General features: G+C 71.9%; 24 protein-coding genes. 20 read left to right on the top strand and 4 right to left on the bottom strand.

Annotated features, from left to right (window positions below):
• Positions 1-3 precede the first annotated feature (3 nt).
• The 4 genes from ACTIGN_RS23880 to ACTIGN_RS23865 all read left to right on the top strand — a co-directional run bounded on the left by ACTIGN_RS23880 (position 4) and on the right by ACTIGN_RS23865 (position 4,452).
• A complete protein-coding gene (locus ACTIGN_RS23880; RefSeq protein WP_439628548.1) occupies positions 4-414 on the top strand; it encodes a hypothetical protein in 411 nt (136 codons plus the stop codon).
• A gap of 38 nt (positions 415-452) precedes the next feature.
• Positions 453-2,918 carry an ATP-binding protein gene (locus ACTIGN_RS23875; protein ID WP_439628546.1) on the top strand — a complete coding sequence of 822 codons (2,466 nt, stop codon included), beginning with the start codon at positions 453-455 and terminating at the stop codon, positions 2,916-2,918.
• 179 nt (positions 2,919-3,097) lie between these two features.
• Positions 3,098-4,015 carry a DUF1559 domain-containing protein gene (locus ACTIGN_RS23870; protein WP_439628544.1) on the top strand — a complete coding sequence of 306 codons (918 nt, stop codon included), beginning with the start codon at positions 3,098-3,100 and terminating at the stop codon, positions 4,013-4,015.
• 23 nt (positions 4,016-4,038) lie between these two features.
• Complete coding sequence (locus tag ACTIGN_RS23865) at positions 4,039-4,452, top strand: hypothetical protein (protein WP_439628542.1); 414 nt, start codon at positions 4,039-4,041, stop codon at positions 4,450-4,452.
• Between the two features lie 102 nt (positions 4,453-4,554).
• Here the strand turns inward: ACTIGN_RS23865 and ACTIGN_RS23860 are convergent, their stop codons facing one another.
• Together ACTIGN_RS23860 and ACTIGN_RS23855 are read right to left on the bottom strand one after the other, a co-directional pair.
• The gene (locus tag ACTIGN_RS23860; RefSeq protein WP_439628540.1) at positions 4,555-5,379 is read right to left on the bottom strand and encodes a SirB1 family protein; all 825 of its coding nucleotides are present in this window, start codon (positions 5,377-5,379) and stop codon (positions 4,555-4,557) included.
• A 119-nt stretch (positions 5,380-5,498) separates the two neighbouring features.
• On the bottom strand, positions 5,499-6,890 hold the full coding sequence (locus ACTIGN_RS23855) for a Gfo/Idh/MocA family protein (RefSeq protein ID WP_439628538.1): 1,392 nt from the start codon (positions 6,888-6,890) through the stop codon (positions 5,499-5,501).
• A gap of 191 nt (positions 6,891-7,081) precedes the next feature.
• Here ACTIGN_RS23855 and ACTIGN_RS23850 point away from each other — a divergent pair, with 191 nt between their 5' ends.
• From ACTIGN_RS23850 to ACTIGN_RS23830, 5 genes are all read left to right on the top strand, one after another.
• The gene (locus ACTIGN_RS23850) at positions 7,082-7,645 is read left to right on the top strand and encodes a hypothetical protein (protein WP_439628536.1); all 564 of its coding nucleotides are present in this window, start codon (positions 7,082-7,084) and stop codon (positions 7,643-7,645) included.
• A gap of 122 nt (positions 7,646-7,767) precedes the next feature.
• The gene (locus ACTIGN_RS23845; RefSeq protein ID WP_439628534.1) at positions 7,768-8,268 is read left to right on the top strand and encodes a hypothetical protein; all 501 of its coding nucleotides are present in this window, start codon (positions 7,768-7,770) and stop codon (positions 8,266-8,268) included.
• Positions 8,269-8,310: 42 nt separating this feature from the next.
• The gene (locus tag ACTIGN_RS23840) at positions 8,311-8,781 is read left to right on the top strand and encodes a cupin domain-containing protein (protein WP_439628532.1); all 471 of its coding nucleotides are present in this window, start codon (positions 8,311-8,313) and stop codon (positions 8,779-8,781) included.
• A gap of 48 nt (positions 8,782-8,829) precedes the next feature.
• Complete coding sequence (locus ACTIGN_RS23835) at positions 8,830-10,050, top strand: DUF3754 domain-containing protein (protein ID WP_439628530.1); 1,221 nt, start codon at positions 8,830-8,832, stop codon at positions 10,048-10,050.
• A gap of 126 nt (positions 10,051-10,176) precedes the next feature.
• Complete coding sequence (locus tag ACTIGN_RS23830) at positions 10,177-11,289, top strand: pyridoxal phosphate-dependent aminotransferase (protein ID WP_439628528.1); 1,113 nt, start codon at positions 10,177-10,179, stop codon at positions 11,287-11,289.
• 73 nt (positions 11,290-11,362) lie between these two features.
• On the opposite strand, the gene ACTIGN_RS23825 is transcribed toward ACTIGN_RS23830, so the two are convergent.
• Positions 11,363-13,057 carry a serine/threonine protein kinase gene (locus tag ACTIGN_RS23825; protein ID WP_439628527.1) on the bottom strand — a complete coding sequence of 565 codons (1,695 nt, stop codon included), beginning with the start codon at positions 13,055-13,057 and terminating at the stop codon, positions 11,363-11,365.
• A 432-nt stretch (positions 13,058-13,489) separates the two neighbouring features.
• Between ACTIGN_RS23825 and ACTIGN_RS23820 the strand changes: the two genes are divergently transcribed.
• The 7 genes from ACTIGN_RS23820 to ACTIGN_RS23790 all read left to right on the top strand — a co-directional run bounded on the left by ACTIGN_RS23820 (position 13,490) and on the right by ACTIGN_RS23790 (position 22,569).
• The gene (locus ACTIGN_RS23820; protein ID WP_439628525.1) at positions 13,490-15,679 is read left to right on the top strand and encodes a tetratricopeptide repeat protein; all 2,190 of its coding nucleotides are present in this window, start codon (positions 13,490-13,492) and stop codon (positions 15,677-15,679) included.
• A 453-nt stretch (positions 15,680-16,132) separates the two neighbouring features.
• Complete coding sequence (locus ACTIGN_RS23815; RefSeq protein ID WP_439628523.1) at positions 16,133-16,408, top strand: hypothetical protein; 276 nt, start codon at positions 16,133-16,135, stop codon at positions 16,406-16,408.
• Positions 16,409-16,617: 209 nt separating this feature from the next.
• Positions 16,618-17,118: a formaldehyde-activating enzyme gene (gene fae, locus ACTIGN_RS23810; protein WP_439628521.1), complete on the top strand. Its 501-nt coding sequence runs from the start codon at positions 16,618-16,620 to the stop codon at positions 17,116-17,118.
• A 119-nt stretch (positions 17,119-17,237) separates the two neighbouring features.
• The gene (locus ACTIGN_RS23805) at positions 17,238-18,104 is read left to right on the top strand and encodes a methylene-tetrahydromethanopterin dehydrogenase N-terminal domain-containing protein (protein ID WP_439628519.1); all 867 of its coding nucleotides are present in this window, start codon (positions 17,238-17,240) and stop codon (positions 18,102-18,104) included.
• Positions 18,105-18,413: 309 nt separating this feature from the next.
• Positions 18,414-20,843, top strand: a complete 2,430-nt coding sequence (locus ACTIGN_RS23800) for a DEAD/DEAH box helicase (protein WP_439628518.1) — start codon at positions 18,414-18,416, stop codon at positions 20,841-20,843.
• 75 nt (positions 20,844-20,918) lie between these two features.
• Positions 20,919-21,572, top strand: a complete 654-nt coding sequence (locus tag ACTIGN_RS23795) for a hypothetical protein (protein ID WP_439628516.1) — start codon at positions 20,919-20,921, stop codon at positions 21,570-21,572.
• Entirely contained in the window at positions 21,550-22,569 is a 1,020-nt protein-coding gene (locus tag ACTIGN_RS23790) for a DUF1464 family protein (RefSeq protein WP_439628514.1), read from the top strand. Before ACTIGN_RS23795 ends, ACTIGN_RS23790 begins: the two co-directional genes overlap by 23 nt.
• A 140-nt stretch (positions 22,570-22,709) precedes the next feature.
• Here the strand turns inward: ACTIGN_RS23790 and ACTIGN_RS23785 are convergent, their stop codons facing one another.
• Positions 22,710-23,084, bottom strand: coding sequence for a sirohydrochlorin chelatase (locus ACTIGN_RS23785; protein WP_439628512.1), 375 nt, complete (start codon positions 23,082-23,084; stop codon positions 22,710-22,712).
• Between the two features lie 57 nt (positions 23,085-23,141).
• Between ACTIGN_RS23785 and ACTIGN_RS23780 the strand changes: the two genes are divergently transcribed.
• The 4 genes from ACTIGN_RS23780 to ACTIGN_RS23765 all read left to right on the top strand — a co-directional run bounded on the left by ACTIGN_RS23780 (position 23,142) and on the right by ACTIGN_RS23765 (position 26,102).
• Positions 23,142-24,350 carry a response regulator gene (locus tag ACTIGN_RS23780; protein WP_439628510.1) on the top strand — a complete coding sequence of 403 codons (1,209 nt, stop codon included), beginning with the start codon at positions 23,142-23,144 and terminating at the stop codon, positions 24,348-24,350.
• A 126-nt stretch (positions 24,351-24,476) separates the two neighbouring features.
• Entirely contained in the window at positions 24,477-25,295 is an 819-nt protein-coding gene (locus ACTIGN_RS23775; RefSeq protein ID WP_439628508.1) for a S8 family serine peptidase, read from the top strand.
• 259 nt (positions 25,296-25,554) lie between these two features.
• Positions 25,555-25,809 carry a hypothetical protein gene (locus ACTIGN_RS23770; protein ID WP_439628507.1) on the top strand — a complete coding sequence of 85 codons (255 nt, stop codon included), beginning with the start codon at positions 25,555-25,557 and terminating at the stop codon, positions 25,807-25,809.
• Between the two features lie 80 nt (positions 25,810-25,889).
• On the top strand, positions 25,890-26,102 hold the full coding sequence (locus tag ACTIGN_RS23765) for a hypothetical protein (protein WP_439628505.1): 213 nt from the start codon (positions 25,890-25,892) through the stop codon (positions 26,100-26,102).
• Positions 26,103-26,210 lie beyond the last annotated feature (108 nt).

Genomic DNA, 26,210 nt, shown 5'->3' with positions numbered 1-26,210 from the left:
ACTATGGGGCCGCGCTGCCTCCGCCTCGTCGCCGCCGCCGTACTCGCCGCGCCGCTCGCCGGGTGCGGGCCGGGGGCGGGGGAGGTCGCGGGCCGGGTCACGTTCCGGGGCCGGCCCGTCACCGGCGGGTCGGTCGTGCTGTTCTGCCCGGGCAAGCGGATCGCCCGCGGCGTCCTCGGCCCGGACGGGGCGTACGCGATCCCGAACGTGCCGGCCGGGGACGCCGCGGTGGCCCTCCGCTTCTCCCCGCCCGCGGACGCCGTCCAGATGGGGGGCCGGCCGCTCCGCCCGGACGAACTCCCCCCGGGGCCGCCACTCGGCATCCCGCCGCGGTACACGGTCCCCGAGGAGTCCGGCCTCGCCGTCCGGGTGACCCGGGGGCGGGTCGTGTACGACATCGAACTGAGCCCCTGACCCGCCCCCGCGGCGCGTCCCGCCACCCGGGTCCCGACATGCCCCTCGCCCCGACCGTCGCGGCCGCCCGCCTGGCCCGCCTGGCCCTCCTGGCCCGTGCGGTCGCACCGGCGCTGGCCCCGGTAGCCACCTGCCTGGTCGGCCTCGCCGCCAGCTTCCTCTTGTGGCGGGCGCTGGAGGACCAACAGGTCCGGCGGGTCCACCGGTCGGTCCAGTCCGAACTCGCCGCCGCGGCGCACCAGCTCGAGGCGGACGTCGGGGACGGCACCCGGGCCCTGGGCCAGGTCGCCCGGCACTGGGACGCCCTGGGCGACGGCCGCGCGCGGCGGGAGGCCGCGGCGTACGCCGAGGCCCGGCCCGGGTGCGCCGGGGTGGCGCGGGTCGGCCCCGGCGACGCGGTCCACTGGGTCGACGAGACGGGGGCCGGGGCCCGGACGGTGGCGGACCTCGGCGGCGGCCCGGCCCTGGGGGCCGCGCTCCGGGAGGGCACGCCCGCCCTCTGCTACCCCCTCCGGTCGGCGTGGGGCGGCACCCGCACGATCCTGTTGTTCGCCCCGCACGAGCCGGGGAGCCCGCGGGGCGGGCTCGTCGCCGTGCTCCGGGCCGACCGGTGGATCGACGCCGTCCTGCACGCGAACGTCGCCGCGGGGTACGCGCTGGCGGTCACCGACGGGGCCGAGGAGGTGTACGCCCGCCGGGCGGCGGAGGACGCGTACCGCGGGCTGGAGCAGTCCCTCCCGGTCGACGCCGTCGGCCGCCCGTGGCGGCTCCACGCCTGGCCGACCCCCGAGGTCGTTGAGGGGGAGAGGACACCGCTCCCGGCCCTGTCGCTGGCGGTGGGCCTCCTGGCCACGACGCTCCTCACGCTCGCCGCCGCCGCGGTCCGGGCCACCCGCCGGCACGCGGCCGACCTCGAGCGGGAGATCCGCGAGCGGGAGGCGGCGCAGGGCGCGCTGCAGCGGAGCGAGGCCCTGCACCGGTCGCTGACCGAGAACCTGGACCAGGGGGTGTACCTCAAGGACCGGGACGGCCGGTTCCTCGCGGCCAACCCGGCCTTCTGCCGCCTGGTCGGGCGGGGCGCGGCCGACGTCGTCGGCCGGACCGAGGCCGAACTGTTCGCCGCCGACCCCGACGCGGCGGCCCACGCCGCGGACGACCAGCGGGCGCGGGCCGAGGGCCGGGCCGAGGGCGAGCGGACCGTCGCGGTCGCCGGCGCCCCCCGCGTCGTCCGGTACACGCTGACGCTGCTGCGGGACGGGAGCCTCCTCGGGCTCACTTGGGACGTCACCGAGTGGCGGGCCGTCGAGGCCCAGTACCGCCAGGCGCAGAAGATGGAGGCGTTCGGGCAACTGGCCGGCGGCGTCGCCCACGACTTCAACAACCTGCTCACCGTCATCAACGGGTTCACCGACCTGCTCCTCGAAGGCCTCCCCGCGGGGGGGGCGCTGCGGGAGGCGGCCGGCGAGGTCCGCAACGCCGGCGAGCGCGCCGCGGCCCTCACCGCCCAGCTCCTGGCGTTCAGCCGCAAGTCGATCGTCGAGCCGAAGGTCCTCGACCTCAACGACGTGGTGGCCCAGGTCGGGAAGATGCTCGGGCGGCTGATCGGCGCGGACGTGGTCCTCGCGACGGACTTGGCCGACGGGCTGCACCGGGTGCGGGCCGACCGGGGCCAGGTCGAGCAGGTGGTGGTCAACCTGGCGGTGAACGCCCGCGACGCCATGCCCCGGGGCGGCCGGCTGACCGTGCGGACGCGGAACGTCGAGGTCGCCGCGGGGGCGGACCGGCGGCCCGGCCGGTACGCCGAACTGGCGGTGTCCGACACCGGGACCGGGATGACCGACGGGGTGCGGGCGAAGCTGTTCGAGCCGTTCTTCACCACCAAGGGCGTCGGCCAGGGGACCGGGCTCGGGCTGGCGACCGTCCACGGCATCGTGTCCCAGGCCGGCGGGCACGTGGGGGTCGAGACCAAGCTCGGCGAGGGGACGACGTTCTCGGTGCTGCTCCCGGCGGTGGACGGCCCGGACCCCCGGGCCCCCGGCCCGCGGGCCGGCGCCGGCCCCGGCGCGCCCCGCGGCTCGGAACTCGTCCTCCTCGTCGAGGACGAGCTGGCGGTGCGGCGCCTGGCGCGGGCCGCCCTGGAGGGCGTGGGATACCGGGTGCTGGAGGCCGCGAGCGGGGCCGAGGCGGTGCGGATCGCCGACGGGTGCGCGGACCCGATCGACCTGTTGGTGACGGACGTGGTGATGCCCGGGATGGGGGGCCGGGACGTGGCCGCGGCCCTCCGCGCCCGCCGCCCGGTGACCCGGGTGCTCTTCGTCAGCGGGTACACCGACGGGGCCATTGTCCCGCACGGGGTGGACGGCGACGGGGTCGCGTTCCTCCAGAAGCCTTACACCCCCAGGTCCCTGGCCCGGAAGGTGCGGGCCGTCCTGGACGGGCTGGACGGGCTGGACGGCCGTGACGGCTCGGACGGGGCCGCCGGGGCCCCCGACCCCGTCCCCTGACGGCGCGACAGGGCCGCACCCGCCCCGCGTTCGCGTGATACCCGCCCCCGGCCCGCTTCGCTTATCCTTCAATTACCTTTCATTGATCGGTCGCGGTGGCGACACGCCCGTTCTGCCGCCGCCCACAGGTCCGGACCCGCACCGCAACGACCCCGGCGTTCGCCGCACAGGAGAGTACCGTGCCCCGCTCCCGTCCCACGCGTGGGTTCACGCTCATCGAGTTGCTGGTGGTCATTGCCATCATCGCCATCCTCATCGGTCTGCTGCTGCCGGCCGTGCAGAAGGTCCGCGAGGCCGCCGCGCGGGTGCGGTGCAGCAACAACCTGAAGCAGTGGGGCTTGGCGGTCCACAACTACCACGACTCGACCGGCGCGATCCCGATGGGCGCGACGAGCACCCCGCGGCACACCTGGGTCGTCTACCTGTGGCCGTACGTCGAGCAGTCCGCCATCGCCGCCCAGTACGGCAACACCGAGACGCAGCGGTTCGATCAGCCCCCCGCGACCGTTGTCATGGACACCCGCTCCCCGGTCGGCACCCAAATCCCGATCTACTTCTGCCCGAGCGACCGGCCCGGCGCGTACTGGAAAGGGGACCAGTTCTATCGGAGCCGGTGCAACTACGTCGTGAACTGGGGGAACGTGACCTCGACCGGCACCTCGGCCGCGGGCCGGGCCCCGTTCGGGTGGACCAACGGGAGCACGGTCGTCCCGTGGCGGACGCGGCTGACCGACGTGAGCGACGGCACGAGCAACACGCTGCTCCTCGCCGAGGTGCTGATCGCCAAGGGTGACACGGACTTCGACGGCCGCGGCGACTCCCTGAACGACGACTCCGCGTTCGCCAACTTCCAGTTCATGACGATCAACACCCCCAACACGACGACGCCGGACAACAACGTCTGCGTCGCGACGACCGACCCGCTCATGCCCTGCACCGCCGGGGGGGCGCAGCAGGCGGCCCGGAGCCGGCACACCGGCGGGGTGAACGCGGTGCTGGCCGACGCCAGCGTGCGGTTCGTCCGCAACGGGACCCCGCAGCCGAACTGGCAGGCCGCGGGCACCATGAACGGCGGCGAAGTGCTGTCCCTCGATTGACCCGATCACCCGGAGGATCACCCATGTTCGCGGTACGCATTGCGGCAACGGTCGGGTTCCTGGTCGGCCTGGGGGCCGCCGCCGGGTGCGGCAGCGGCGACGCGCCGTCGGCCGAGGTCAGCGGGTCCGTCACCTTCGACGGGAAGCCGGTCGAGGAGGGCGGCATCTCGTTCAACGCGGCCGACGGCAACGCGCCGGGCGGCGGGGGTGTCATCAAGGGGGGGAAGTACACCGCCACGCGGGTGCCCATCGGGGCGACCAAGGTGAGCATCACCGCGGTAAAAGTGGTGGGGCAGAAGAAGGCCTACGACGCGCCGGACAGCCCCATGACGCCGATCACCGAGCCGCTGCTGCCGGCGAAGTACAACACGGCGACCGAGCTGCGGTACGACGTGAAGCCCGGCACGCAGACCAAGGACTTCGACCTCAAGAAGTGAGCGGGCGGGACGCACCGATTTGGCGGCACAGGCCTCTGGCCTGTGATGGCGAACACAGGCCAGAGCCTGTGCCGCCAACGGCAAGCAAAGTTCAGCGGGCGGTCAGTTCCACTTGGCCACGTCGGACAGCGCCCGGGAGAGCAGCTTGCGGACCTCGGGGGCGTCGTCGGCGTCGGGCGCGGCCGCGAGGTAGTGCCGCAGGTGGTTCACGGCCGCCCCGCACCGGTCGGCCTGCACGAGCAGCAGGCCCAGGTCGCGGCGCTGGTCCGGGTCGTGCGGGAGGAGTTGGGTGAGCCGGCGGGCGACGCGGGCGGCCCGGAGGTGCGACCGGTCCGCGATGTACGCCGTCTTCAGGTTGTTGAGCATCCGCAGCACGAACGCGCCGGGCGGAGTGGCGGCCAGCGCCTCGGGCGTGGCCTCGAACTGCTGCCCGGTGATCGCGGACACCACCGCCTCGCACGCGTCGGTGTCGAGGAACTGCCCGCCGTTGAACGGGTCGAAGATCACCTCGCGGCCGCTGTCGTCCACGGCCTTCGCGACGAAGTGCCCCGGCAGCGCGACCCCCACCACGTTCAACCCGGCCCGGGTGCCGACCGCGACCGCCAGGAGCGACAGCGTGATCGGCAGCCCGACGTGCCGGTCGAGCACCTTGTTGAGGTAGCTGTTCCGCGGGTCGTAGTAGTGCGCGGAGTTGCCGGCGAACCCGCTCTCGTCGAACAGGAACGTGCAGAGTTCGGCGGTGCGGGCGGTCAGGGAGCCGGTGAGCCGGGGCCGGAGTTCCGCGGCGAGCCGGTCGATGCGGCGGAGGTAGGCCCGCGGGCTCATCTGCGAGTAGGCGTCGCGGGCAATGAGCAGCGCGACCCGGGCCAGATCGACGGGGTGGTTCGGGTTCTCGGCGAGTGCGGTGAGAGCGTCGGAGAGCTTCATGCCCCCATTATATCACCGGTCGGGGGGTGGGAGGTGGGGGCGGGGCGCCGGGAAACCCGGGACGGGGCAACCGCCCGGGTCCTTCCCACGACCCGCCACCAACCCACGCACCAGCGAAATTACGCGTTGTAGCCGATCAGGTCCCAGCCCTTGCGGTACTCGCGGCGGATGAGCGGGGCGGCCTCCTTGATGTCGGCGACGCCCTTCTCGCCGTCCCAGCTGAACGGCTTACCGGTGCGGATCGCGACGTTGCCGAGGAGGAACGCCGCGGTGAGCAGCCCGCCGTAGTCGAAGTTGGCCAGCGCCAGCTCGGGCTTGTTGGCCTTGATGGCCTCAACCCACTCCTTCTTCTGGCCGCCGTCCCCGCCGTTGTTGACCGGCATGGTCTCGGGCTTGGTGCCGCCGTTGGTCACCTCGCCGGTGCTGAAGAACACCTCGTTGCCGTAGTCGCTCGGGGAGTACGCGAGCCCCTTGCTCCCGACGACGATGGACCCGCTGTCCACGAGCGGCTTCTTCGACATCGCGGTGGCCTTGGCGACCAGCTCCTCGGGCGGCAGCACCTTCTTGCCGTCCCGCTTGCCCTCGTACCAGTGGAGCTTCAGGGCCGGCATCTTGTCGCGGGCCGGGAAGTCCATGACGACGTGGGCGAAGCTCGGGCACGTCAGCGGGTTCACGTCGCCGGCCTCGGCCGAGATGCGGACCGGGTGGGCGAGGTTCAGGCCCATGAACGCCATGTTGGCGGTGTGGCACGCCATGTCGCCGATCGCGCCGGTGCCGTAGTCCCAGAACCCGCGCCACGCGAACGGGTGGATGCCCTGCGCGTAGGGCCGCTCGGGGGCCGGGCCGATGAAGGCGTCCCAGTTCACGCCCTTCGGCGCGTCGGCCGCCTTGGGCGGGTTCGCGTCGGTCACCTTCGGGGCCTGCGGCCAGATCGGCCGGTTGGTCCACACGTGGACCTCGGTCACGTCGCCGAGGGTGCCGGCCCGGAGCAACTCGGCGCCGCGGCGGAGCCCGTTGCCGGTCGTCCCCTGGTTGCCCATCTGGGTGCAGACCTTGTTCTTCTTCGCCTCGGCCCGCAGCAGGTGCGCCTCGGCCACGTCGTGGGTCAGCGGCTTCTGGCAGTACACGTGCTTGCCGGCCCGCATCGCCAGGACGCTGGGCAGCGCGTGCGTGTGGTCCGGGGTGCTGACGACGAACGCGTCCACGTTCTTGAGCAGCGCCTGGTCGTCGAAGATCTTGCGGAAGTCGGAGAACGTCTTGGCCTCGGGCCACTTCTTGACCTTCGGCGCGAGCTTGCCCTCGTCCACGTCGCACAGGACCACGACGTCCATCAGTTCGCCGGCTTGGTCGATGTCGCTGGAGCCCTTGCCGCCGACGCCGATGCCGCCGACGCGGAGCTTCTCGTTGGCCCGGAACACGCGGGCCTGCGAGACGGCCGGGGCGAGGTGGAGGTAGCCGAGCGAGGCGGCCGACGCGGCGAGCGCCTGCCGCCGGGTGATCCGACGAGCCATGTGAGAGGTCTCCGAGGAGTAGCGGGCGAGGGAACCGGGAAGGTTCGGGGGGGCGGTGATGAGGTGAGTGTAAACACGCGGGCGCCGCGGGGCAACAACGAAGGCGGCAGATCGGAGCATCGCCCCATCCGTCCGGGCGCGCCGCTCGTCGGATACTGCGAGGACACACGGCACTCCAACGAGGGGCTCACATGCTCACGCGGTTCGCGGCGGTCTGTGCGGGGCTGGTGGTCGCGGCGGCGGCGCTGGCGGCGGACGAAACACTGACGATCCAGGTGGTCGAGACCAAGCTGTTCGCTGTCGAATCCCTCACGCTCCGGGAGCCCACCAAGGCCGGCAAGGAGAAGACGCACACGGTGACCGCGTTCGGAAAACCAAACACGATTCGCGGCGAGGGGCCGTTCGAGGTGTTCGTGAAGCCGAAGGGCGGCATCCCCGTGCGGGTCGCCGAGAAGCTCCGCATCGAGGCGAGCGGCGTTCACAAGTTCGAGATCGCCGACCTGCTCGGCTCGGTCGAGGTGTTCGGCGACAACTTCCCGCGGGCTGCGAAGGTGGTGCTCACCGACGTGAAGGACGACGGCCCCGGCGAGAAGGGGCACGTCGCGGTGCAAGAGGCGAAGGAGTACCGCGTCGAGATGGCCGCGCCGCCCGGCACCTACGCCGTGTGGGTGGTGCCGGACAACGGCGCGAAGCCGCAGCGGGTCGTGGACAACGTCCGCGTCCACGCCGGCCGCAGCACCCGCGTCGGCGACTGACGGCGAACCGGTGACCACGAGGAGCCCCCGGCGAGCCGGGGGCTCCTCACATTCCCGGGCGGAGTGCGGTACAATCTTCCCGGTCCACTGGCGAATATCAGGTCGCACGGAGGCCCGCACCAATGACGAGCGTTCCCGAAGCGCGGGTGTCGGTCCCGCAGCGACTCTGGCGCGCGCTCCTCGGCCTTTGCCTCGGCTGGGTGTGGAGTTCCGTTCTCGGGCTCGCGTGCCTCGGAGTCGTTGCGGCCTGGTACGGCGGGATCGACACCGGCCTCTCCCGGGTCAAGGACGCTCCGTGGGGGGCGACCGCGGTCTGCGGGCTGTTCGGTGCCGTTGCCGCGATCTACGCCGCCAGCGCCGTCTCACCGTTCATGGTCGGGGGCGGCCTTCGTTGGCCGGTGCGGACGAGTTCGTTCCTCGCCGCACTCGTTGGGGCGGTCGTCGGCGCGCTCGACGGCGCCCTCGTCGGCGACGCCGCCGAGCCGGGTGCCGAGGGCCGAAAGGCCGCCGCGGAACTGGCCGTCGAACTCGGTATCGCCGGGGGTATCGTGACCGGGCTCGTCGTGGGATACTGGCTCACGCGCCGCGCCCCTCATCTCCGAGCGATCCGGCCCGTATCCTGACGGGACGCCCACGACCCGCACACGAGCGTCAAAGGAGATGCGATGGCCGAACCCCACCCGTTCCTCCGCGAGACGGAAACCGCGGTCCCGATCGTGCGGCTGCCCGGCGAGGGGCCCGCGGTCGGCGTCCTGCGGTCGAAGAGCGTGTTCAAGGTGCTCCCCGAGCAGACCGGCGGCGCGTACGCGGTCCTCGAGCAGGACATTCCCGCGGGCCACGGGCCGCCGCTGCACGTCCACAAGCACGAGACCGAGATCTTCTACGTCCTCGACGGCCAGTTCGAGCTGACCCTCGGCACCGACAAGCTGACCGCCGGGCCCGGTGCGATGGTCGTCGCCCCCCGCGACATCCCGCACACGTTCCGCAACGCCGGCACCGGGCCGGGCAAGTTGCTCCTGACCGTGATCCCCGGGCGGTTCGCGAACTACTTCCTCGAAGTCGACGCGGTGCCCGACCACGACACCGCGGCGGTCAAGGCGCTGTGCGCCAAGTACGGCGTCGAGATCCTGACCTGACCGGCAACAAGCCCGCGGCTCGCAACCCCTCCCTCCCGGCGCGCCCCCATGTCCGAGTTCCGCGACCGCGAGCACTTCATCCCGGTCCGCGCCGCGGACCTGGCCGGGTTCCTGTGCGCCGACACCGGCCCGGACGGCACCCGCCCCCTCGCGCCCGACGAGCAGGCCGCGTTCCGCCGGTTCACCCGCAGCGTGTTCGGCCACGTTCACATCAGCTACCTGGGCGAGATCCGCCAGCTCAAGGAGACCTACGCGGCGTTCGACCCGGACGCCGACCCGAAGCCCCTCGCGGCCCTCAGGCCCGAGGAGCGGGCGGCCGTGCTCGCCAAGCTGTTCGCCACCTTCACCCACCTCATGGAGCGGGCCAACTACGTCCGCCTGTCCCGCGAGGAGATGGAGGCGATCATGAGCGGGGCCAGCGAGTGGGGCGTGGACCTCGACGTACCCTGGGACGCGTTCGAGCGGGTCGAGGTGTTCTACCGCGGCAAGGGGTTCGGCAAGCGGACCCGCCGGCACCCGATTCTCCGGTGGAAGGCCACCGAGGTGAAGGTGCCGACGTTCGCCCGCGTCGCCGTCATCTTCAAGCAGCAGCCGCACCGCCGGCTCGGCCCGGACGCCGACGTGAAGAGCGTGTTCCTGAAGCTGTTCAAGGACATCCCGCAGATGGACATCGAGATGCTCGTCCCGGGCGGCCGGATCCGCATGCCGCGGTTCGACCGGCTCAAGCTCGGCGGCTCGGTCACCAGCACCATCGGGTACGTGGGGTGGAAGCTCTGGGAGAGCCTCTCGACGATCACGACCGCGATCGTCACCGGGAGCGTGATGGCCCTGTACGGCCCGATCGTGCTCATCGCCGGGTACGGGTACAAGACGTGGTACAGCTTCCAGGTGTCGCGGCAGACATACACGCTGCAACTGACGCAGAGCCTGTACTACCAGAACCTCGACAACAACGGCGGGGTCATGTTCCGGCTCCTCGACGAGACCGAGGAGCAGGAGGTCCGTGAGATCCTGCTGGGGTACTTCTACCTGTGGCGGTACGCCGGCGAGACCGGGTGGGCGGCCCCGGAGATCGACGACTACGTCGAACTCGACCTGGAGCGGCGGCTCGGCCTGGAGGTCGACTTCGAGATCGGCGACGCGCTCCAGAAGCTCGTCAAGGCCGGCCTCGTCACCGAGCGCGACGGCCGGTACCACGCCGTGCCCCTCGCCGACGCCCAGGCCCGCCTCGACCACCTCTGGGAGCGGTACGCCCGCGCCGACGGGTGACCGGGGATTAACCACTGAGGCACAGCGGCACAGAGAAATACAAAGAGCGGGAGACGGGTTGAACGGACTCGTTCTCTCCCGTTTTCTCTGTGCCTCTGTGGTTAATCCTCGGTCCGAGGTTCCGCTATGTTCCCCGAGTCGCTGCTCGCCGACCGCACCAGGGCGGTCGAGATTTCCGGCATCCGCAAGATCTTCGAGCTGGGCAAGTCGCTCAGGGACCCGGTGAACTTGAGCATCGGGCAGCCCCACTTCGACGTGCCCGAGCCGATCAAGGCCGCGGCCCGGGCCGCCATCGACGGCGGGCACAACGGGTACGTCGTCACCCAGGGCGTCCCGCAACTGCGCGACAAGCTCGTCGCCGACGCGGCCGCCCGGTTCCCCGGCCAGGACCGCGACGTCATCGTCACCAGCGGCACCAGCGGCGGGCTGCTCCTGGCGCTGTTCGCGGTCGTGAACCCCGGCGACGAGGTCGTCACCCCCGACCCGTACTTCGTCGCGTACCCGAACATGGTCGCGCTCGCCGGCGGCAAGCTCGTGACCGTGGACACGTACCCCGACTTCCGCGTGGACCCCGAGAAGGTGCGGGCCGCGATCACCCCGCGGTCGAAGGCGATCCTCCTCTCGACCCCGTCGAACCCGACCGGCGCGGTGATCGACCCGGCCGCGCAGAAGGCGCTCGTCGAACTGGCCCGCGAGCGCGGCATCCTGCTCATCAGCGACGAGATCTACCGGGCGTTCCACTGCGACGGCCCCCCGCACAGCCCGGCGGCGTACGACCCGAACGTGCTGGTCGTCGAGGGGTTCGGCAAGACCTACGGCATGACCGGGTGGCGGCTCGGGTGGGTCCACGGGCCGAAGCGGCTGGTGCAGGAAATGGCCAAGATGCAGCAGTTCACGTTCGTGTGCGCGCCGAGCATCGTGCAGTGGGGCGGCGCGGCGGCGCTGGACTTCGACGTGACCGGGATCGTGGCCGACTACAAGCGGAAGCGCGACCTGCTCGCCGCCGGGCTCCGGGGCCACTACGACTTCGAGCTGCCGGGCGGCGCGTTTTACCTGTTCCCGAAGGCCCCGTGGGGCACCGGCACCGAGTTCGCGACCGCCGGCATCAAGGAGAACCTGCTGGTGATCCCCGGCGGCGTGTTCAGCGGTCGCGACACGCACTTCCGCATCTCGTACGCCGCGAGCGACGAGACCCTGCACCGCGGCATCGAGATCCTGACGCGCATGGCGAAGCGGTGAGGGGTCGAGCGGGGGAAAACACAACGGGGGGCGCGAGCCCCCCGTTCTCGTTGCGGCCGGGTTCGGGCCCGGGTCACCGCATGAACATGCGGGCGACGAAGAACGCGCCGACCATCAGCACGACGACGACCATCACGAGGCCGAGTTGGCCCAAGCCCTCGCCGCCACCGCCGCCACCGCCGCGCCGCGACTGGCCGCCGCGGACGGAGTTGCGGGTCGGTTCCTCCTCGGCCCACTCGCTCGCCTCGGCCTCTTCCTCGATGGGGTCGGGGGGCGGCGGGGCCTTGGCCCGCTGGGGCGGCCCGCTCGTGGCCGCACGGGTCGGCATCTTCGGGCCGCCGCGGGGGCTCTCCATGGCCGGGGCACGCACCGGCATCGCGCCGGCGTCGACCTCGTCGTCGTCCACGGGCGGGGGCGGCGGGACGTGGAGCGCGGCCCGGTTCGACCCGGCCCGGGTCGGAACCGGCGGGGGCGGCGGGGCGGACCGACTCGGAGCCGGCGGGGCCGGGTTCCGCGTGGGGGCCGGCGGGGCGGTCGGGCTGGCGCGGCCCCCGAAGGCCGGGGCCGGGGTGGTGGTCGGCCCCTTCGGGGGCAGGCCGGGCATCTTCGGGCCGGACCCGCCGCCGAGCCGGTTCCCGGGCCGGCTGCCCAGCGCGGGCATCGCGCCGCTGGAGCCCGTGCCGGCACCGCCGCGCCCGGGGACGCCGCCGGGGACCGCGGCCGGGTCGCCGACGAACGGCTCCAGCGCCTCGACCAGCTCGTCGCACCCGCTGAACCGGGCCTCCGGGGTCTTGGCCATCAGCTTGCGGACGATCTCGACCAGCTCGTCGGGGACGTCCGGGGCCAGCTCCCGGATCGCCATCGGGTCCTTGGTCTGGTGCGCCATCATCTTCTCGACGGCGCTGCCCTCGGGGAACGGGACCCGGCCCGTGAGGCAGTAGTAGAGGACGCACCCGAGGCTGTACTGGTCGCCGGCCGGCGTGCGGTTGGTCGGCTCCATGATGCTCTCGGGGCTCGCGCAGTCGAGCCCGCTGGTGAGCGTGTTGGCGGTCGACATCGTGTCGACGAGGCTCTCGCCCTCGTTCTCGACGAGCAGCGAGCCGATGCCGAAGTCGAGGATGCGGGCCTGGTTGTCGTCGCCGATCATGACGTTCGACGGCTTCACGAGCCCGTGGAACAGGCTGTTCTGGTGGGCGTCGGTGAGCCCCTGCGCGATCTGGAGGGCGTAGAGGGCCGCCTGGTTGGGGGGCAGCTTGCCGTTGTGCTGCACCATCGACTCGAGGGTGTTGCCCTCGACGAGCGGCCACACGAGGTAGTGCAGGCCGCCGGCGGTGCCGACGTCCATGAACGGGATGACCGCGGGGTGCGAGAAGTTGGCGAACGACCGCACCTGGCGGCGGGCGAGGCGGACGTTCCACATGCTCCGGCGGGGGAGCACCTTCACGGCGTACAGGTTGGCGTCGTTCTTTGAGCTGGCCTTGTACACCTGGCCCATGCTCCCCGAGCCGATGGCGTCGAGGAGCACGTACGGCCCGAGGACCAGGCCGGCCGACTTGCTGTTGAGGACCCGCTCGGCCTGGAAGTTGGTCAGCGTCCCGTGGTTGACGAGGTACTCGGCGAGGGCCGGGGCCTCCGCCCGGGGGTTCTTCCGCAGGAACTCCCCGACGATCGTATCGAGTTGGCCGCGGTCGATCAGGCCACTCCGGCGGAGGTCCCAAACGAACCACTCACACGCGCCGAGGTCACCGGTCACCATGATCGGGGTCATCCTTCGCAGGGTCGGGAGGCGGCCGCGCGGTTGGTTCGGGACCAAATCCGGACGCATTCCCGACGGGTGTTCTGTGGGCACGTAAAATTAGGACGGTTTTTGGGCCTGTCAAACCATTGCGGGTCCGATTTCAGGCCCAACCCGACCCTCCCCGCGGGTCGTGACGGGACCTTCCTGCTGGTCCCGCGTTCGTTCGGCCCCCGCCGCCGCGGGTCGGCCCCCGCCCGGAGCCCGCCTCGGTCCCCGTTCGAGGCGGCCCCCGGACGCGGGGAGCGGGTCGGTGTTAGCGGCGCGGCCGTAGTCAAGATCGTAAACCCCAAGTCGCGATTTGTCGAGAGGTTGGTTCCCGAGAGATTGCCCGGCCGCGCCCCGGGTTCCCGCTAGACTACTCCGTACACAGGCCGAGACCGCCGTCCCCATCAGGATTCCCATATGGCCCTCGATCCGTACATGTCGTGCCCGTGCGGCAGCGGCAAGAAGTTCAAGTGGTGCTGCGCCTCGTACTACCCCGAGGTCGAGCGGGCGCTCGCGCTGGAGCAGCAGGCCCAGCACGGGGCCGCCCTCGCCGCCATGAAGGACCTCACCACCAAGCACGCCGACAAGGCCGCGGTCTGGGGGTACTACGCCCAGTTCCTGTACAACTCGGGCCAGGCCGAGCCGGCCGAGGAGGCCGTGTCGCACGCGCTGAAGCTGGACCCGAACTTCGGCATGGCGCACTTCCTCCGCGCCCAGTTCCGCGAGAACGAGGGCGAGCTGATCGGCGCGCTGCTCCTCTACCGGAAGGCAGCCGACTCGTACGACCCCGAGGCCCACGACGCCCTCACCAACGTCTACCTGAAGGTGTACCAGCACGAGACGATGCTCAACCGCCCGGTGGCGGCCCGCGCGGCCCTCGAGCGGGCGGTCCACTTCCAGCCCGGCGTCGCGGAGCTCCGCGAGCAACTGGAGGCCGAGTTCGGCGAGGAGAGCCCGCTGCCGGTCGCGGCCCGGAAGAAGTACGCGTTCCGCCCGACCGCCAAGCCGGTCTCCGCGGCCCTCGCCACCGGCCGCCTCGGCGACGCCCGCAAGGCGTTCGAGCAGCTCACCGCCCTCACCCCGGACGACCCGGCCGCGTGGTTCAACCTGGGCGTCGTCCTCGCGTGGCTCGGCGAGCAGCCGAAGGCCGTGGACGCGCTCCAGAAGGCCATCGACCTGGACGGCGACGACCGCCGGGCCGAGGAGGCCGGCGCGCTGGTCGAGGTGCTCCGGTGCGGGCACGGGATGGAGGCCGATTCGGACCACGTCGCGCACGGCTTCATCATGCCGATCCGCGAGCCGAACGCGGTCATGCAGGTGCTCCAGGCGTGGGGCAAGAGCGGCAAGCTCCGCGGGGTCCGCAGCGACCCCGAGCGGGGGCTCATCATGGGCGTCATCGTCGAGGAGATGCCGTCGCTCCTGGCCGTCGGGGGCTCGACCCTGGCCCGGGTCGCGGCCAAGCTCATCGTCGCCGGCGGCGCGATCCGCGTCACCCACCCGAACCGCGAGTCGGCCGCGAAGGTGGCCGACGAGATGCGGGCCAACCTGCAGCTCGCGGTCGAGGCCCCGCAGGAGACGACCACCCCGATCAGCCTCGGCGACGTGGCCCTGGAGGCGCTGGCCCAGCCGGTGCAGACGTCCGACGTTTCGGTGATGGAGGGCAAACTGAGGGACCACGCCCGGAACTACTTCGAGAACGTCTGGATCCACCGCCCGCAGAAGGCGCTGGCCGGGAACGCGCCGGTCGACGCGGTCGGCAGCTCGAACCTGCGGAAGCGGGTGTTCGGCGTCATCAAGTTCATGGAGGACTGCTTCGACGCGGTCACCCCGCACAAGCAGATCGGCGAGCAACTGGTGCCGATCGACGTGTACTCGTTCGACGCGCTGCGGCACAAGCTCGGGCTCGAGTACGTCGCGGCCGACCCGCCCAAGGTGAGCGTCCCGGCGGAGCCCGCCGCGCCCGCCCCGGTGGCGGCCGCCGCGGCGCCGGCACCCGAGGCCGCTGCGCCCGCCGCCCCGGCCCCGGCGGCCGCGCCCAAGAAGCGCGACATCGCTGCCATGAACGCCGGAGAGTTGGCGGCGCTCGACCTCGCGTCGCTGTCGGTCGACGAGACCGAGCAGGCGATGCGGGCCGCGCTAAAGCTCGACGCGAAGGAACTGGCGGTCGCGTTCGCGCAGGCCGGCGTGCTGAAGCCGTTCGACCCGACCCGGCCGGACCGGTACCCGCTGTACGCGGCCGCGATCACCGGCGCGTCGGTGGCCGGCGACCTCGCGAAGGCCGTCGAGCTGTCGGAGCAGGGGGAGAAGTACGACGCCGAGCACAACGGCGGCTCGCGGGCGCTCGACTACGGCCTGAAGCGGGCGCAACTGTTCGTGAAGATGAAGGACGCGGACAAGGCCACGGTCGCGTTCGACGCGATCATCGCGCGGCACCCGGACGAGGGGAAGTTCTACACCGCGGCCGCCGAGGAGATGCTGCGGTTGAAGCAGGGGGCGAAGGCCCTGGGCTTCGCCGAGCGCGGCCTCGCCAAGGCGAAGGAGCAGGGCAACGGCGACCTGGAGGGCCACTGCCAGGAGCTCATCGCCGCCGCGAAGAAGGTGTCGTGACACCGAATTCGAGTGATCCGTACCCGTCGCACCGTGTGTTCTTGCCCTCCCCACTTGGTGGGGGAGGGTGCCGAGGCTCGGCGAGCCGGGTGGGGGGGATGCCTTTACGAGTCGCGCAGCCATCCCCCACCCGCCACTCGAAGACTCGTGGTGACCTCCCCCACAAAGGGGGAGGTCAAGACAACCACAGCTCCTGATCTCCCAGACCTGGTATGAGCCGGGAGCTCGCACGGTAGGCGACTCGCTCCGCGAGTCGCGCCCCGGCACTCCCGAGGTTCCCGGCCGGTTCCGAAGTGCGGCTGGAGTCACTCGCGGAGCGAGTGACCCACTCTCTGGGGCGACAGGCCCGATTCCCCCGATTCCGCTTCATCCCCGGGTCCGGCGCGCGAACAATACGGTAGAGTTCAGTGTCCCGACAGTAGGAGCGGAACCGCCGGTCCGGGAGGGCGTCCGATGTTCGCCACACTCGCCAGGGTTCGTGTGCTCGTTGCGGCCCTCGCGCTGGCGGTTGCCGCCGCGCCGGCCGCCGCCGCGCCGGTCCCGTCGTCGCTCGCGACGCGGACGACCGAGGCCGCGCACACCGACGCGGCCGCCGACGCCCCGCCCGCCGGGAGCCCCGAACTGGGCGTCCTGCTCATCATCGGCGTCGTCGCGGTGCTGATCTTCATGGCGTGGCTCCTGTCCCGCGTCGGCGACGAGTCCTCGGGGACCGACGGCACCATGGTCTGAGTTCTGGTTTCGCGTTGAGGGGGTGAGGCGCACCCCCTCGCTGGCGCTCGGGGTTCGCCCGAACCGCCGGCCGCACCCCCGTCCCGCCCGGCGCCCGCCCGGCCGCGGAACCGCCCCCCTCGATAGAATCCGGTTGCCTTCGCACGTCGCGCAGCTTACATCAATGCGGTCGGCTTACAAATTTTCCACTCCCACGAACGGAGCGTCTCATGTCCGCGTTTTACGTCGGCGAGGGCCTGGTCATTGAGGGCAGCGACCTCGACAACGTGGCCCACATTGACCTCCTGATCGGGCCGAAGGACGGCCCCGTTGGCGCCGCGTTCGCCAGCGCCCTCGCCAACCAGAGCGCCGGGCACACGAACCTGCTCGCGGTCGTCTCCCCGAACATCCCGGCCAAGCCCGCGACCGTCACCGTCACCAAGGTGACGATGAAGAAGTCGGCCCAGGTCATGCAGATGTTCGGCCCGGCCCAGGCCGCGGTCGCCCGCGCCGTCGTTGACAGCGTCGTCGAGGGCGTGCTCCCCAAGGACAAGGCCGAGGACTGGGTCATCGTCTGCGGGGTGTTCATCGCCCCGAGCGCCAACGACAACAAGAAGATCTACAAGAACAACTACGAGGCCGTGAAGCTCGCGATCAGGAACGCGATGAAGGCGTCGCCCTCGATCGAGGAGATCATCGCCAAGAAGGACACCAAGCACCCGTTCGAATGACCCCGAAGTCAGAGGGGGAGTGGGGGAGACACGGAGAGGGGGAGTGAAGGCACCCGCTCCGGCTTTCCTCCCCTGCTCCTTGTCTCCGTGTCTCCCCCTCTTTCGACAAGCGATGGGACATGAGCGACAAGCCCACGATCCTCGTCCAGCTCGACACCGACCCGCTCCCGAGCGTGTTCGACCGCGTCGTCGCCGTCGACGCCGGGGCGCAGCACGTCTTCAGCTACGGCGGCGTCACCCCCGACACCGTGACCCCGCTCGTCCACGGGTGCATCTTCACCCGCGGGGTGAAGGACCTGCACCGCACCGCGATCTTCGTCGGCGGGTCCGACGTGGCGGCCGGCGAGGCGCTCGTCGCCGCGGTGCGGGCCGCCCTCGACCCGTTCCGCGTCTCGGTGCTGCTCGACTCCAACGGCGCGAACACGACCGCCGCCGCCGCGGTCCGGGCCGCGAGCCGCCACCTCGACCTGGGGACCGCCAAGTCGCTCGTCCTCGGCGCGACCGGGCCGGTCGGCCAGCGGGTCGTGCGTCTGCTCGCCCGGTGCGGCGGGCACGTCCGCGTCGGTTCGCGGCACAAGGACAAGGCCGAGGCCGTGTGCGCCGCGGTGCGGAAGTTCGTCCCCGACGCCAAGCTCGAAGCGGTCGGCGTGAGTTCGTCGGCCGACGGCCCGCCGGCGCTCGACGGGCGGGCGCTGGTGATCGCGGCCGGCGCGGCGAAGGCCGTGCTGCTGCCGAAGAAGATCCGCGACACGTGCAAGACGCTGAAGGTGGCGATCGACCTGAACGGCGTGCCGCCGGCCGGCATCGAGGGGATCGAGCTGTTCGACGCGGGGGCCGACCACGGCGGCACCGTGTGCTACGGCGCGATCGGCGTCGGCGGCTCGAAGATGAAGCTCCACAAGGCCGCGGTCGCGAAGCTGTTCACCGCCAACAACCTCGTCCTCGACGCAGAAGAGATCTACCAACTCGCGCTGGAAATGAAGTAAGAATCGTTGGCGGAATGAGGCGACGTTGCGGGGGCGAGGTTTGGGTAGCTGCCCCTCACCCGCGACTCGCAGACTCGTCGCGACCTCTCCCCGTAGGAACGGGGCGAGGTGGGGCTCGCCGGGCTCCTCACCAGCACCGCGGCTGGGGCGGCTCGGGAAGTGGGCCAGCCACCCCCACCTCGCCCCGTTCCTACGGGGAGAGGTCGCCGCGCCTCGCGGCGGGTGAGGGGCACCACGCTCGCCCACGCACCGGTCACGCGATCGTGTTCCGCGACCGCATCTACGTCGCCCCGCTCAGCGAACCGACACATGCCAAGCAAGCCCGGCCCGAAGCGCAAGACGAAGGCGGCCGAGCCGGCCGTGTCGCGGACGCAGCCGCCGGCCGGGATGACCGTCGAGGAGTGGCAGACGCGGCTCCGGCGGCAGTTCGGCCGCGAGCAGAAGTTCACCCTCAAGAACGTCGGCGGCGGGCTCGCGTTCTCCGACTTCCTCGTCACCAACCCCGAGTCCCGCCGCACCTACCGCGTCACGGTCCGCGGCACCGCACCGGGCGACAGCGCCTGCACCTGCCCGGACTTCGCGACCAACACGCTCGGCACCTGCAAGCACATCGAGTTCACCCTCGCGAAGCTGGAGCGGTCGCGGAAGGCCGCGGCCGAGCTGAGGGCCGGGTACTGCGCCCCGCACGCCGAGGTGGTGCTCCGGTACGGGAGCCAGCGGCGGGTGTGCTTCCGCCCGGCGGCCGAGCCGAACCCGGCGCTCGCGAAGCTGGCCGCCAAGTTCTTCGACGCCGCCGGCACCCTGAAGCCGCACGCCGTCGCCCGGTTCGACGAGTTCGCGGCGGCCGCGGCGGCCCTCGACCCTGACCTGCGGATCGGCGACGACGTGCTGGAGTACCTCGCCGAGGTCCGCGACGCCGAGGCGCGCGCCGCGAAGGTGGCCGAGGCGTTCCCGGACGGCGTCCGCAGCCCCGGCCTCGACGGGCTCCTCAAGGTGCCGCTGTACGACTACCAGCGCGAGGGGGTGCTGTTCGCGGCCCGCGCCGGCCGGTGCCTGATCGGCGACGAGATGGGGCTCGGCAAGACCGCCCAGGCGATCGCCGCCGCCGAGGTCATGGCCCGGCTGTTCGGCGTCGAGCGGGTGCTGGTCGTGTGCCCCACGTCGCTCAAGCACCAGTGGAAGAACGAGGTGAAGCGGTTCACCGACCGCACCGTGGGCGTCATCGAGGGGCTGAAGCCGAAGCGGGTCGAGGGGTTCGCCGACCCGGCCCCGTTCTTCAAGGTCACCAACTACGACACGGTCCACGCGGACCTCGACCTGATCGCCGCGTGGGGGCCGGACCTGGTCATCCTCGACGAGGCGCAGCGGATCAAGAACTGGGCCACCCGGGCGGCCCGGAGCGTGAAGCTGATCCGCTCGCCGTACGCGGTCGTGCTCAGCGGCACCCCGCTCGAGAACCGGCTGGAGGAACTCATCTCGATCGTGCAGTTCGTGGACCCGCACCGGCTCGGGCCGACGTTCCGGCTGCTCCACGACCACCAGGTCCGCGACGCGGTCGGCAAGGTGGTCGGGTACCGCGACCTGAACCGCCTCGGCCAGACCCTCGCGCCGGTCCTCGTGCGCCGCCGCAAGGACGAGGTGCTCGCGCAGCTGCCGGAGCGGATCGAGAGCACCGTGTTCGTGCCGATGACCCCGCACCAGCGCGACCTGCACACCGAGAACCAGGAGGAGGTGGCCCGCATCGTCCACAAGTGGCGGCGGTTCAAGTTCCTCTCCGAGGCCGACAAGCGGCGGCTCATGATCTCGCTCCAGAACATGCGGATGGTGTGCGACTCGACGTACCTGCTCGACCCGAAGACGGACCACGGCGTCAAGGCGGGCGAGGTCACGACGCTGCTCGACGAGGCGCTCGAACAGCCCGGCACCAAGGCGGTCGTGTTCAGCCAGTGGGTGCGGATGCACGAGCTGCTCGTGCGGGCGGCCAAGAAGAAGAAGTGGGGCCACGTCCTGTTCCACGGCGGGGTGCCGGGCCGGGACCGCGGGAAGCTGGTCGAGACGTTCCGCACCGACCCGAACTGCCGCATCTTCTTCAGCACCGACGCGGGCGGCGTCGGCCTCAACCTCCAGTTCGCGTCGGTCGTGGTGAACGCCGACCTGCCGTGGAACCCGGCGGTGCTGAGCCAGCGGATCGGCCGGGTCCACCGGCTCGGGCAGCGGAACCCGGTGCGGGTGCTGAACGTCGTCGCGAAGGGGACCATCGAGGAGGGGATGCTGTCGGTGCTGGCGTTCAAGTCGTCGCTGTTCGCCGGGGTGCTCGACGGCGGGGCCGGCGACGTGCAACTCGGCGGCACGCGGCTCACGAAGTTTATGGAGGCGGTCGAAGCCACGACCGCGGAGATCCCGCAGCCGGCCCCCGCGGAGAAGGAAGAAGCGGCCGAGGCCAAGCGCGAGTTCTCCGACAAGCCGAGCAAGACCGCGGAGGAAGAGGCGCGGGCCGGGGCCGATACCGGGGCCGACGCCGATCCGTGGGCCGCGCTGCTGCGGGCCGGCGCGGCGCTGGTCGAGCAGTTCACGAAGCCCGCCGGCGGGACCGCGGCTCCCGGGGCCGCGCCGGCGTCGCTCGTCCGCACCGACGAGAAGACCGGCGAACCGTACCTGCGGCTCCCTGTGCCGCCCCCGCAGGTGCTGGAGCAGGCGCTCGGCGCGCTCCAGGCGCTCCTCGCCGGGCTGAAGCGCTGAGGCCCCACAATCCGGGTTGACGCGGACCCCGCGGTCGCTCTATCTTCCGCCGCCCACGTTCACCCGGAGCGGCAAATGTCTGTTCGGATCTTAGTCTGTGCATTGCTCGCGATGATCGGCGGCCCGGCGACCGCGGCCGCCGGCCCGATCGCCTTCAGCGTTTCGGTCGCCACGCAACAAACCCCCGGTGCGCCGTCGCCCGGCCCGCTCGAACTCGCGTTCGACACGCAGGGGAACCTTCAACTCGCGCCGGGCGGCAGCGTCGAACTCGGGTTCGCGCGGTTCGGGCTCCCGGGCGGCCCGCAAGCGGTCGCCGGCTACGATTCGAGCACGCTGTTCAGCGTCTCCGTGACCGTGACGGACACCGCGTCGGGCCGGGCCGGCGCGCTGCGGGTCGACGGCCAGGCCGTGGACCGGTGGGACCACCGCGAGTGGGACGGCCGGTGGACGAACCCGTACCACAACATCGAGGTCGGCGACTACTGGCTCCGCGAGCCGTTCTTCGCCCGCACGAACCTCGGCGCTCACGAGTACGTCCTGCGGGTGGAGACGACCGAGGACGGGGCCGCGGCCGTGTTCTCGCTGTCCGTCGCCCCGCGGGTGACCGTGGCGAACCCCGAGCCCGCGAGCCTGCTCCTCGGGGCGATCGCGCTCCTGCCGCTCGGACTGCGGGCGCTCCGCCAGCGGCTCACCAAGGTGCGAGCACATGATCCGCGTGGCGGGGTGTGACCCCGGGACCAGTTCGCTCGACGTCCTCGCCATTGACGAGCGGAGCGCGGTCGCGCAGGTGCGGTTCGAGCCGGACGAGTTGCGCGCCGACCCGACGCTGCCCGTTCAGTGGCTCCGCGAGCACGGCCCGTTCGACGTGATCGCCGGCCCGTCGGGCTACGGCCTGCCGCTCGTTCGCGCCGCCGACTGCACCGACGCGCACCTCGAACTCATGTCTCTCGTGCGGCCCGACGAGCGGGGCAGCGCCCGCGGCGTCGGCGGGTTCACCGCGGTGTGCCGGGCGCTCCGCGACTCGGGCCTGCCGGTGGTGTTCCTGCCGGGCGTCATTCACCTCCCCACGGTCCCCGCTCACCGCAAGCTGAACAAGGTCGATCTCGGCACCGCCGACAAGCTGTGCGTGGCGGCGCTGGCCCTCGCGCGGCACGACAGCGACGAGCCGGCCGCGGTGGTCGAGTTCGGCTCGGCGTTCACCGCAGTCGTCGTTCTCAAGGACCGGCAGATCGTGGACGGGGCCGGCGGCACGGCCGGGATGATCGGCCCGCGGTCCGGCGGCGCGTGGGACGGCGAGGCCGCGTACCTGCTGTCGCCGCTCGCGAAGGCTGACCTGTTCCGGGGCGGGGTCGCCGACGCGCCGGACCGCGAGGTCGGCCGGGCGGCGTTCCGCGAGGCGTTCACGAAGACGGTGTTCGGGATGCTCAACGTCCACGGCATTCAGCACATCTACTACGGCGGCAGCCTGCTCCGGACCGACCCGGACCTCGTTCAACAGGCGCTCGGCGAGTTGCCAACGAGTTTCTTGAAGTTGCACTACGCGGGCGACCTCCCGGGCGCGTGGGTGAAGCACGCCGCACAGGGCGCGGCGGTGATCGCCAACGGGCTGGCCGGCGGCGCGTTCGCGAAGGTGGTCGACTCGCTGAAGCTCCGCGAGTCGTCCGGCACCGCGCTCGACTGGCTCACGCACCCCCGCGCGGCCGAGGTGCGGGTGTGGTTCGGGTAGCCGCGACCCGAAGGGGCGTGGGACACAGCCCGTGGCTGGTTGGGTTCGGTGGGGCAGGCATTCGTGCCTGCCTCCGAAGGCGTCTGGAGGCAGGCACGAATGCCTGCCCCACTCGAGAGTACCAATCCGACCGCCCCGGGTCAGCCCACTTCCCCCGCCCGTTGCTCGAGCACGTCGAGGATCAGCGGGTGGCGGCCGAGCGGTTCGGCGAGGGCGAACTGCACCGCGGGGAAGCGCGCCGAAAGCCGGTCGCGGGCGGCGGTCAGGTCCTCGGCGACGTGCTTGCCCGGCGAGAGGAAGTACGGCAGCAGGATCACCTCGGTCGCGCCCGCTTCGACGCACAGCACGCCGCCGCCCTCGATGTCGGGCTCGGCGAGTTCCAGGTACGACACCTGAACGAGTGAGTAGCGGCCGCGGGCCTTGAGCGCGTCGGCGACGTGGCACAGGTCGGCGTTCGCCTCCGGGCGGCGGCTCCCGTGCGCGATCAGCAGCAGTGCGGGGGTGCGTGGGGTCATGATGATAGTGTAGACGCCGCGCGGCCCCGGCGGCCGCCGTGCGTATGATATGCCCGCATGAGCGAAACCGTTCTCATTGTGGACGACGAGGAGTCCGTCCGCCGCACGTTCCAGGAGTGGCTCGCGTCGTCGGGCCTGGGCGTCGCCGTGTTCGCCGCGGCCGACGCCGAGAGCGCCCTGCGCGTCGCCAGCGAGCGGCCCATCGACCTCGCGATCCTCGACTGGAACCTCGGGTCCGGCAGCGACGGGCTGCGGCTCCTCGAAGACATCGTCGAGTTCCAGCCGGACGTCGTCGCCATCCTCGTCACCGGGTTCGCCGGGATCGCCACGCCGCTCCAGGCGCTCCGCATGGGGGTCCGCGACTACCTCGACAAGAACGCCGACCTGAACCGCGAGACGTTCCTGAAGTCGGTGCGGCACCAGCTCGACCGCATCCGCCCGGCCCGCCACGCCCGCGCCCTGAACCGCGCCGCGACCGAGTTCCGCACGGCCGTCGAGAACGTGCTCCCGCTCGTCCGCACGGCCGCGGCGTTCAACGATCCGGTGCCGCTGCCCGAGGCCGTGCGGGCGCTGCTGCGGTTCCTCATCCGCGCCACCGGCGCGACCGACGGCGCGCTGGTCGTGCGACACCTGGGACCGGACGGCACCGAGGCGCTCTCCGCGTACAATCCGGCGGGCGAGGCGCACCCGGCCGTGGGGGTCGCGTTCTCGCGGTCGCTGGCGGCGAGCGTCGTGAGCCACCAGGAGCCGATGCTGGTGAGCGGGCCGGAGGTGCTCACCGACGGGGCCGTCGAGTTGACGGCCTTCGAGGTCGGGCGGCAGTCGATCCTCGCCGCGCCGCTGCCGGTCGGGGGCGGCACGTCCGTCGTGCTGGAACTCTTCGACAAGCCCGCCCCGGGGTTCACGCCGGCCGACCGCTCGCTCCTGGGGTCCGCGACGGAAATCGGGGCCGATCTGCTCCGCCGCGCGCTCGCCGAGCGGCAGACGAGCCGATTACTCTTCGACGCCGTCGACGCGGCGCTGCGGGCGACCGCGGGGGTGACCGACGCGCTCCCCGCGGCTGCCCACCCGCTCCCGGCCGCGATGGAGCAGTTGCGGGCGGGGCTGGCCATCGACGCCAACGCGACCGCCGACCCGGAGACGACGCTGCGGCTGGTCGAGGCCGTCCGGGCGCTCGCGGTGCGGCACGGCCCGGTCGCGGTCGAGCACTGCGTGCGGATGGTCACCGACCTGCGGAAGCTCCTCGACGGCCTCACCGGAATGTGACGGCGGAACATTAACCACAGAGGCACAGAGGCACAGTGAAGGCAGGAGGCGATTCGAGGACCGGACATTTCCCTCCCGTCTTCTCTGTGCCCCTGTGCCTCTGTGGTTAGTCTTGCTGGTACCCTCATGACCGAGCCGACGGTGTTCGACGAACTGTTCGCCAAGCTCACCCCGGACCGCATCCTGAGCGACCCGCGCGCCACCGGCGCGGGTGTCACCGTCGCCGTCGTCGACTCGGGCGTCGAGCGGTCGGTCCTCGAAGCGAAGTTCGCCGCCGCCGGCACGCCGATCCTGCCGATCGAGGGGGCGGTGTTCGCCCCGACCGGCCCGCCGGCCGCGTACACCGGGCACCAGTCGAGCCCGCACGGCACCACCGTCGCCGACATCATCCTGACGCTCGCGCCCGGGGCCAAGCTGTACTCGGCCGACGTGTTCGGCCCGACCGGGAGCTGCGAGGTCGAGACCGTCATCGCGGCGCTGCGGCACGCGATCGACGTGTGGAAGGTGAAGGTGGTGAACCTGTCGCTCGGGGTGCCCGAGCACAAGCTGCAACAGCTCCCGCGGCGGCAGCAGTTGCTGCGGGCGATCGAGGAGGCGTACTTCCGCGACGTGCTGGTGTTCGCGGCGGCGCACAACGAGCACCCGATCACCCGGAGCTTCCCGGCCGCGTTCGCGACCCCGCTCATCTCGGTGGACAAGGGGGTGTTCGCGGACCCGCTCGATTTCGCGTACCGGCTGCACGACCACGTCGAGTTCCAGGCGCACGGCCGGGGGTACCTGGGGCCGTTCGCCCGCGAGCCGGCGACGAGCTGGGCGACCCCGCACCTCGCCGGGATCGCCGCCCGCATCCTCTCCCTCAAGCCCGACCTGAAGCCGTTCGAGATCAAGACGATCCTGTACTGGATGTTCCGCAGCCGCCAGGGGCCGGCCCCGGCCGCGCCGTGACGCCGCACCCGCACCGCAGTCATGCGTCGGGTGTGACACTTCCTTTGGACATCTTGGCGAGCGGGGGACGTGAGTCCCCCGGTAGAACCGCGATTCTCATTCACCGGGGGACTCACGTCCCCCGCTCGCCCAATTCGCCGACACGCACCCTTCCCCTCGCCCCGGCTGCCGGTTCCGGCGGCACCAGGTTTGCATCGGGCTCGGTGTCGCGAGCGGGGCCGTCAACCCGTCGGCCCGCTCGCGGCACAGGAGCCTCCCCGTGGTCGAGCAACGGAAACAGGTCCCCCCGACCGAGCCGAGCCAGACCGCTGGCTACCCGACCCCCGACCCGGGGGACCAGGGCAAGGGCAACGAGAGCATGGGGAACCCGGGCGGCCAGAGCCGCGGGCAGGCGGCGCACGACGAAGGTCCGGCCGCCCGCACCGTGGCCGGGCGCGACACCAACAAGGACGAGCGCGCCGACCCGGGGAACAACGCGAGCCGCCCGAAGGGCGAAGACCCCGACCGAAGTTGACGTGCGAATCACACCCGAGCGCTCCGCCCAGGCACGCGACTTCGCGTGCCTTCTTCATTCCACCAGTCGAGGAGACACACGTGCCGAACCCGAACCCCAACGAAGAGCCGACCCCGCCCGGACCGACCATCCCGACGGACGAGCCCCCGGGCCTGTTCCCGCCGCCCGCGCCGCACAACCCGTACCCGCCGGCCCCGGACCGCCCCGAGACCCCGCACCCGGTCCGCCCGGAGGCGGACCCGACCGGCGCGCCCCCGGGGCCGGCCCACGCCCCGGTCGCCCCGTCGGCGTGACCGACCCGAACCCGCGGACGCGCGGTCCGCGAACGAACGCGCGTTCTGCGAACTGGGGTGTTGCCCCGTCCCACTGAAGATGGTAAAAGCAAGGTGTTCGATTCCCGC

This window comes from Gemmata sp. (assembly GCF_051859125.1).
Taxonomy (GTDB): Bacteria; Planctomycetota; Planctomycetia; order Gemmatales; family Gemmataceae; genus Gemmata.
Note: the sequence above shows the minus strand (reverse complement) of the source record. Positions and strands in the feature narration are given on the sequence as shown.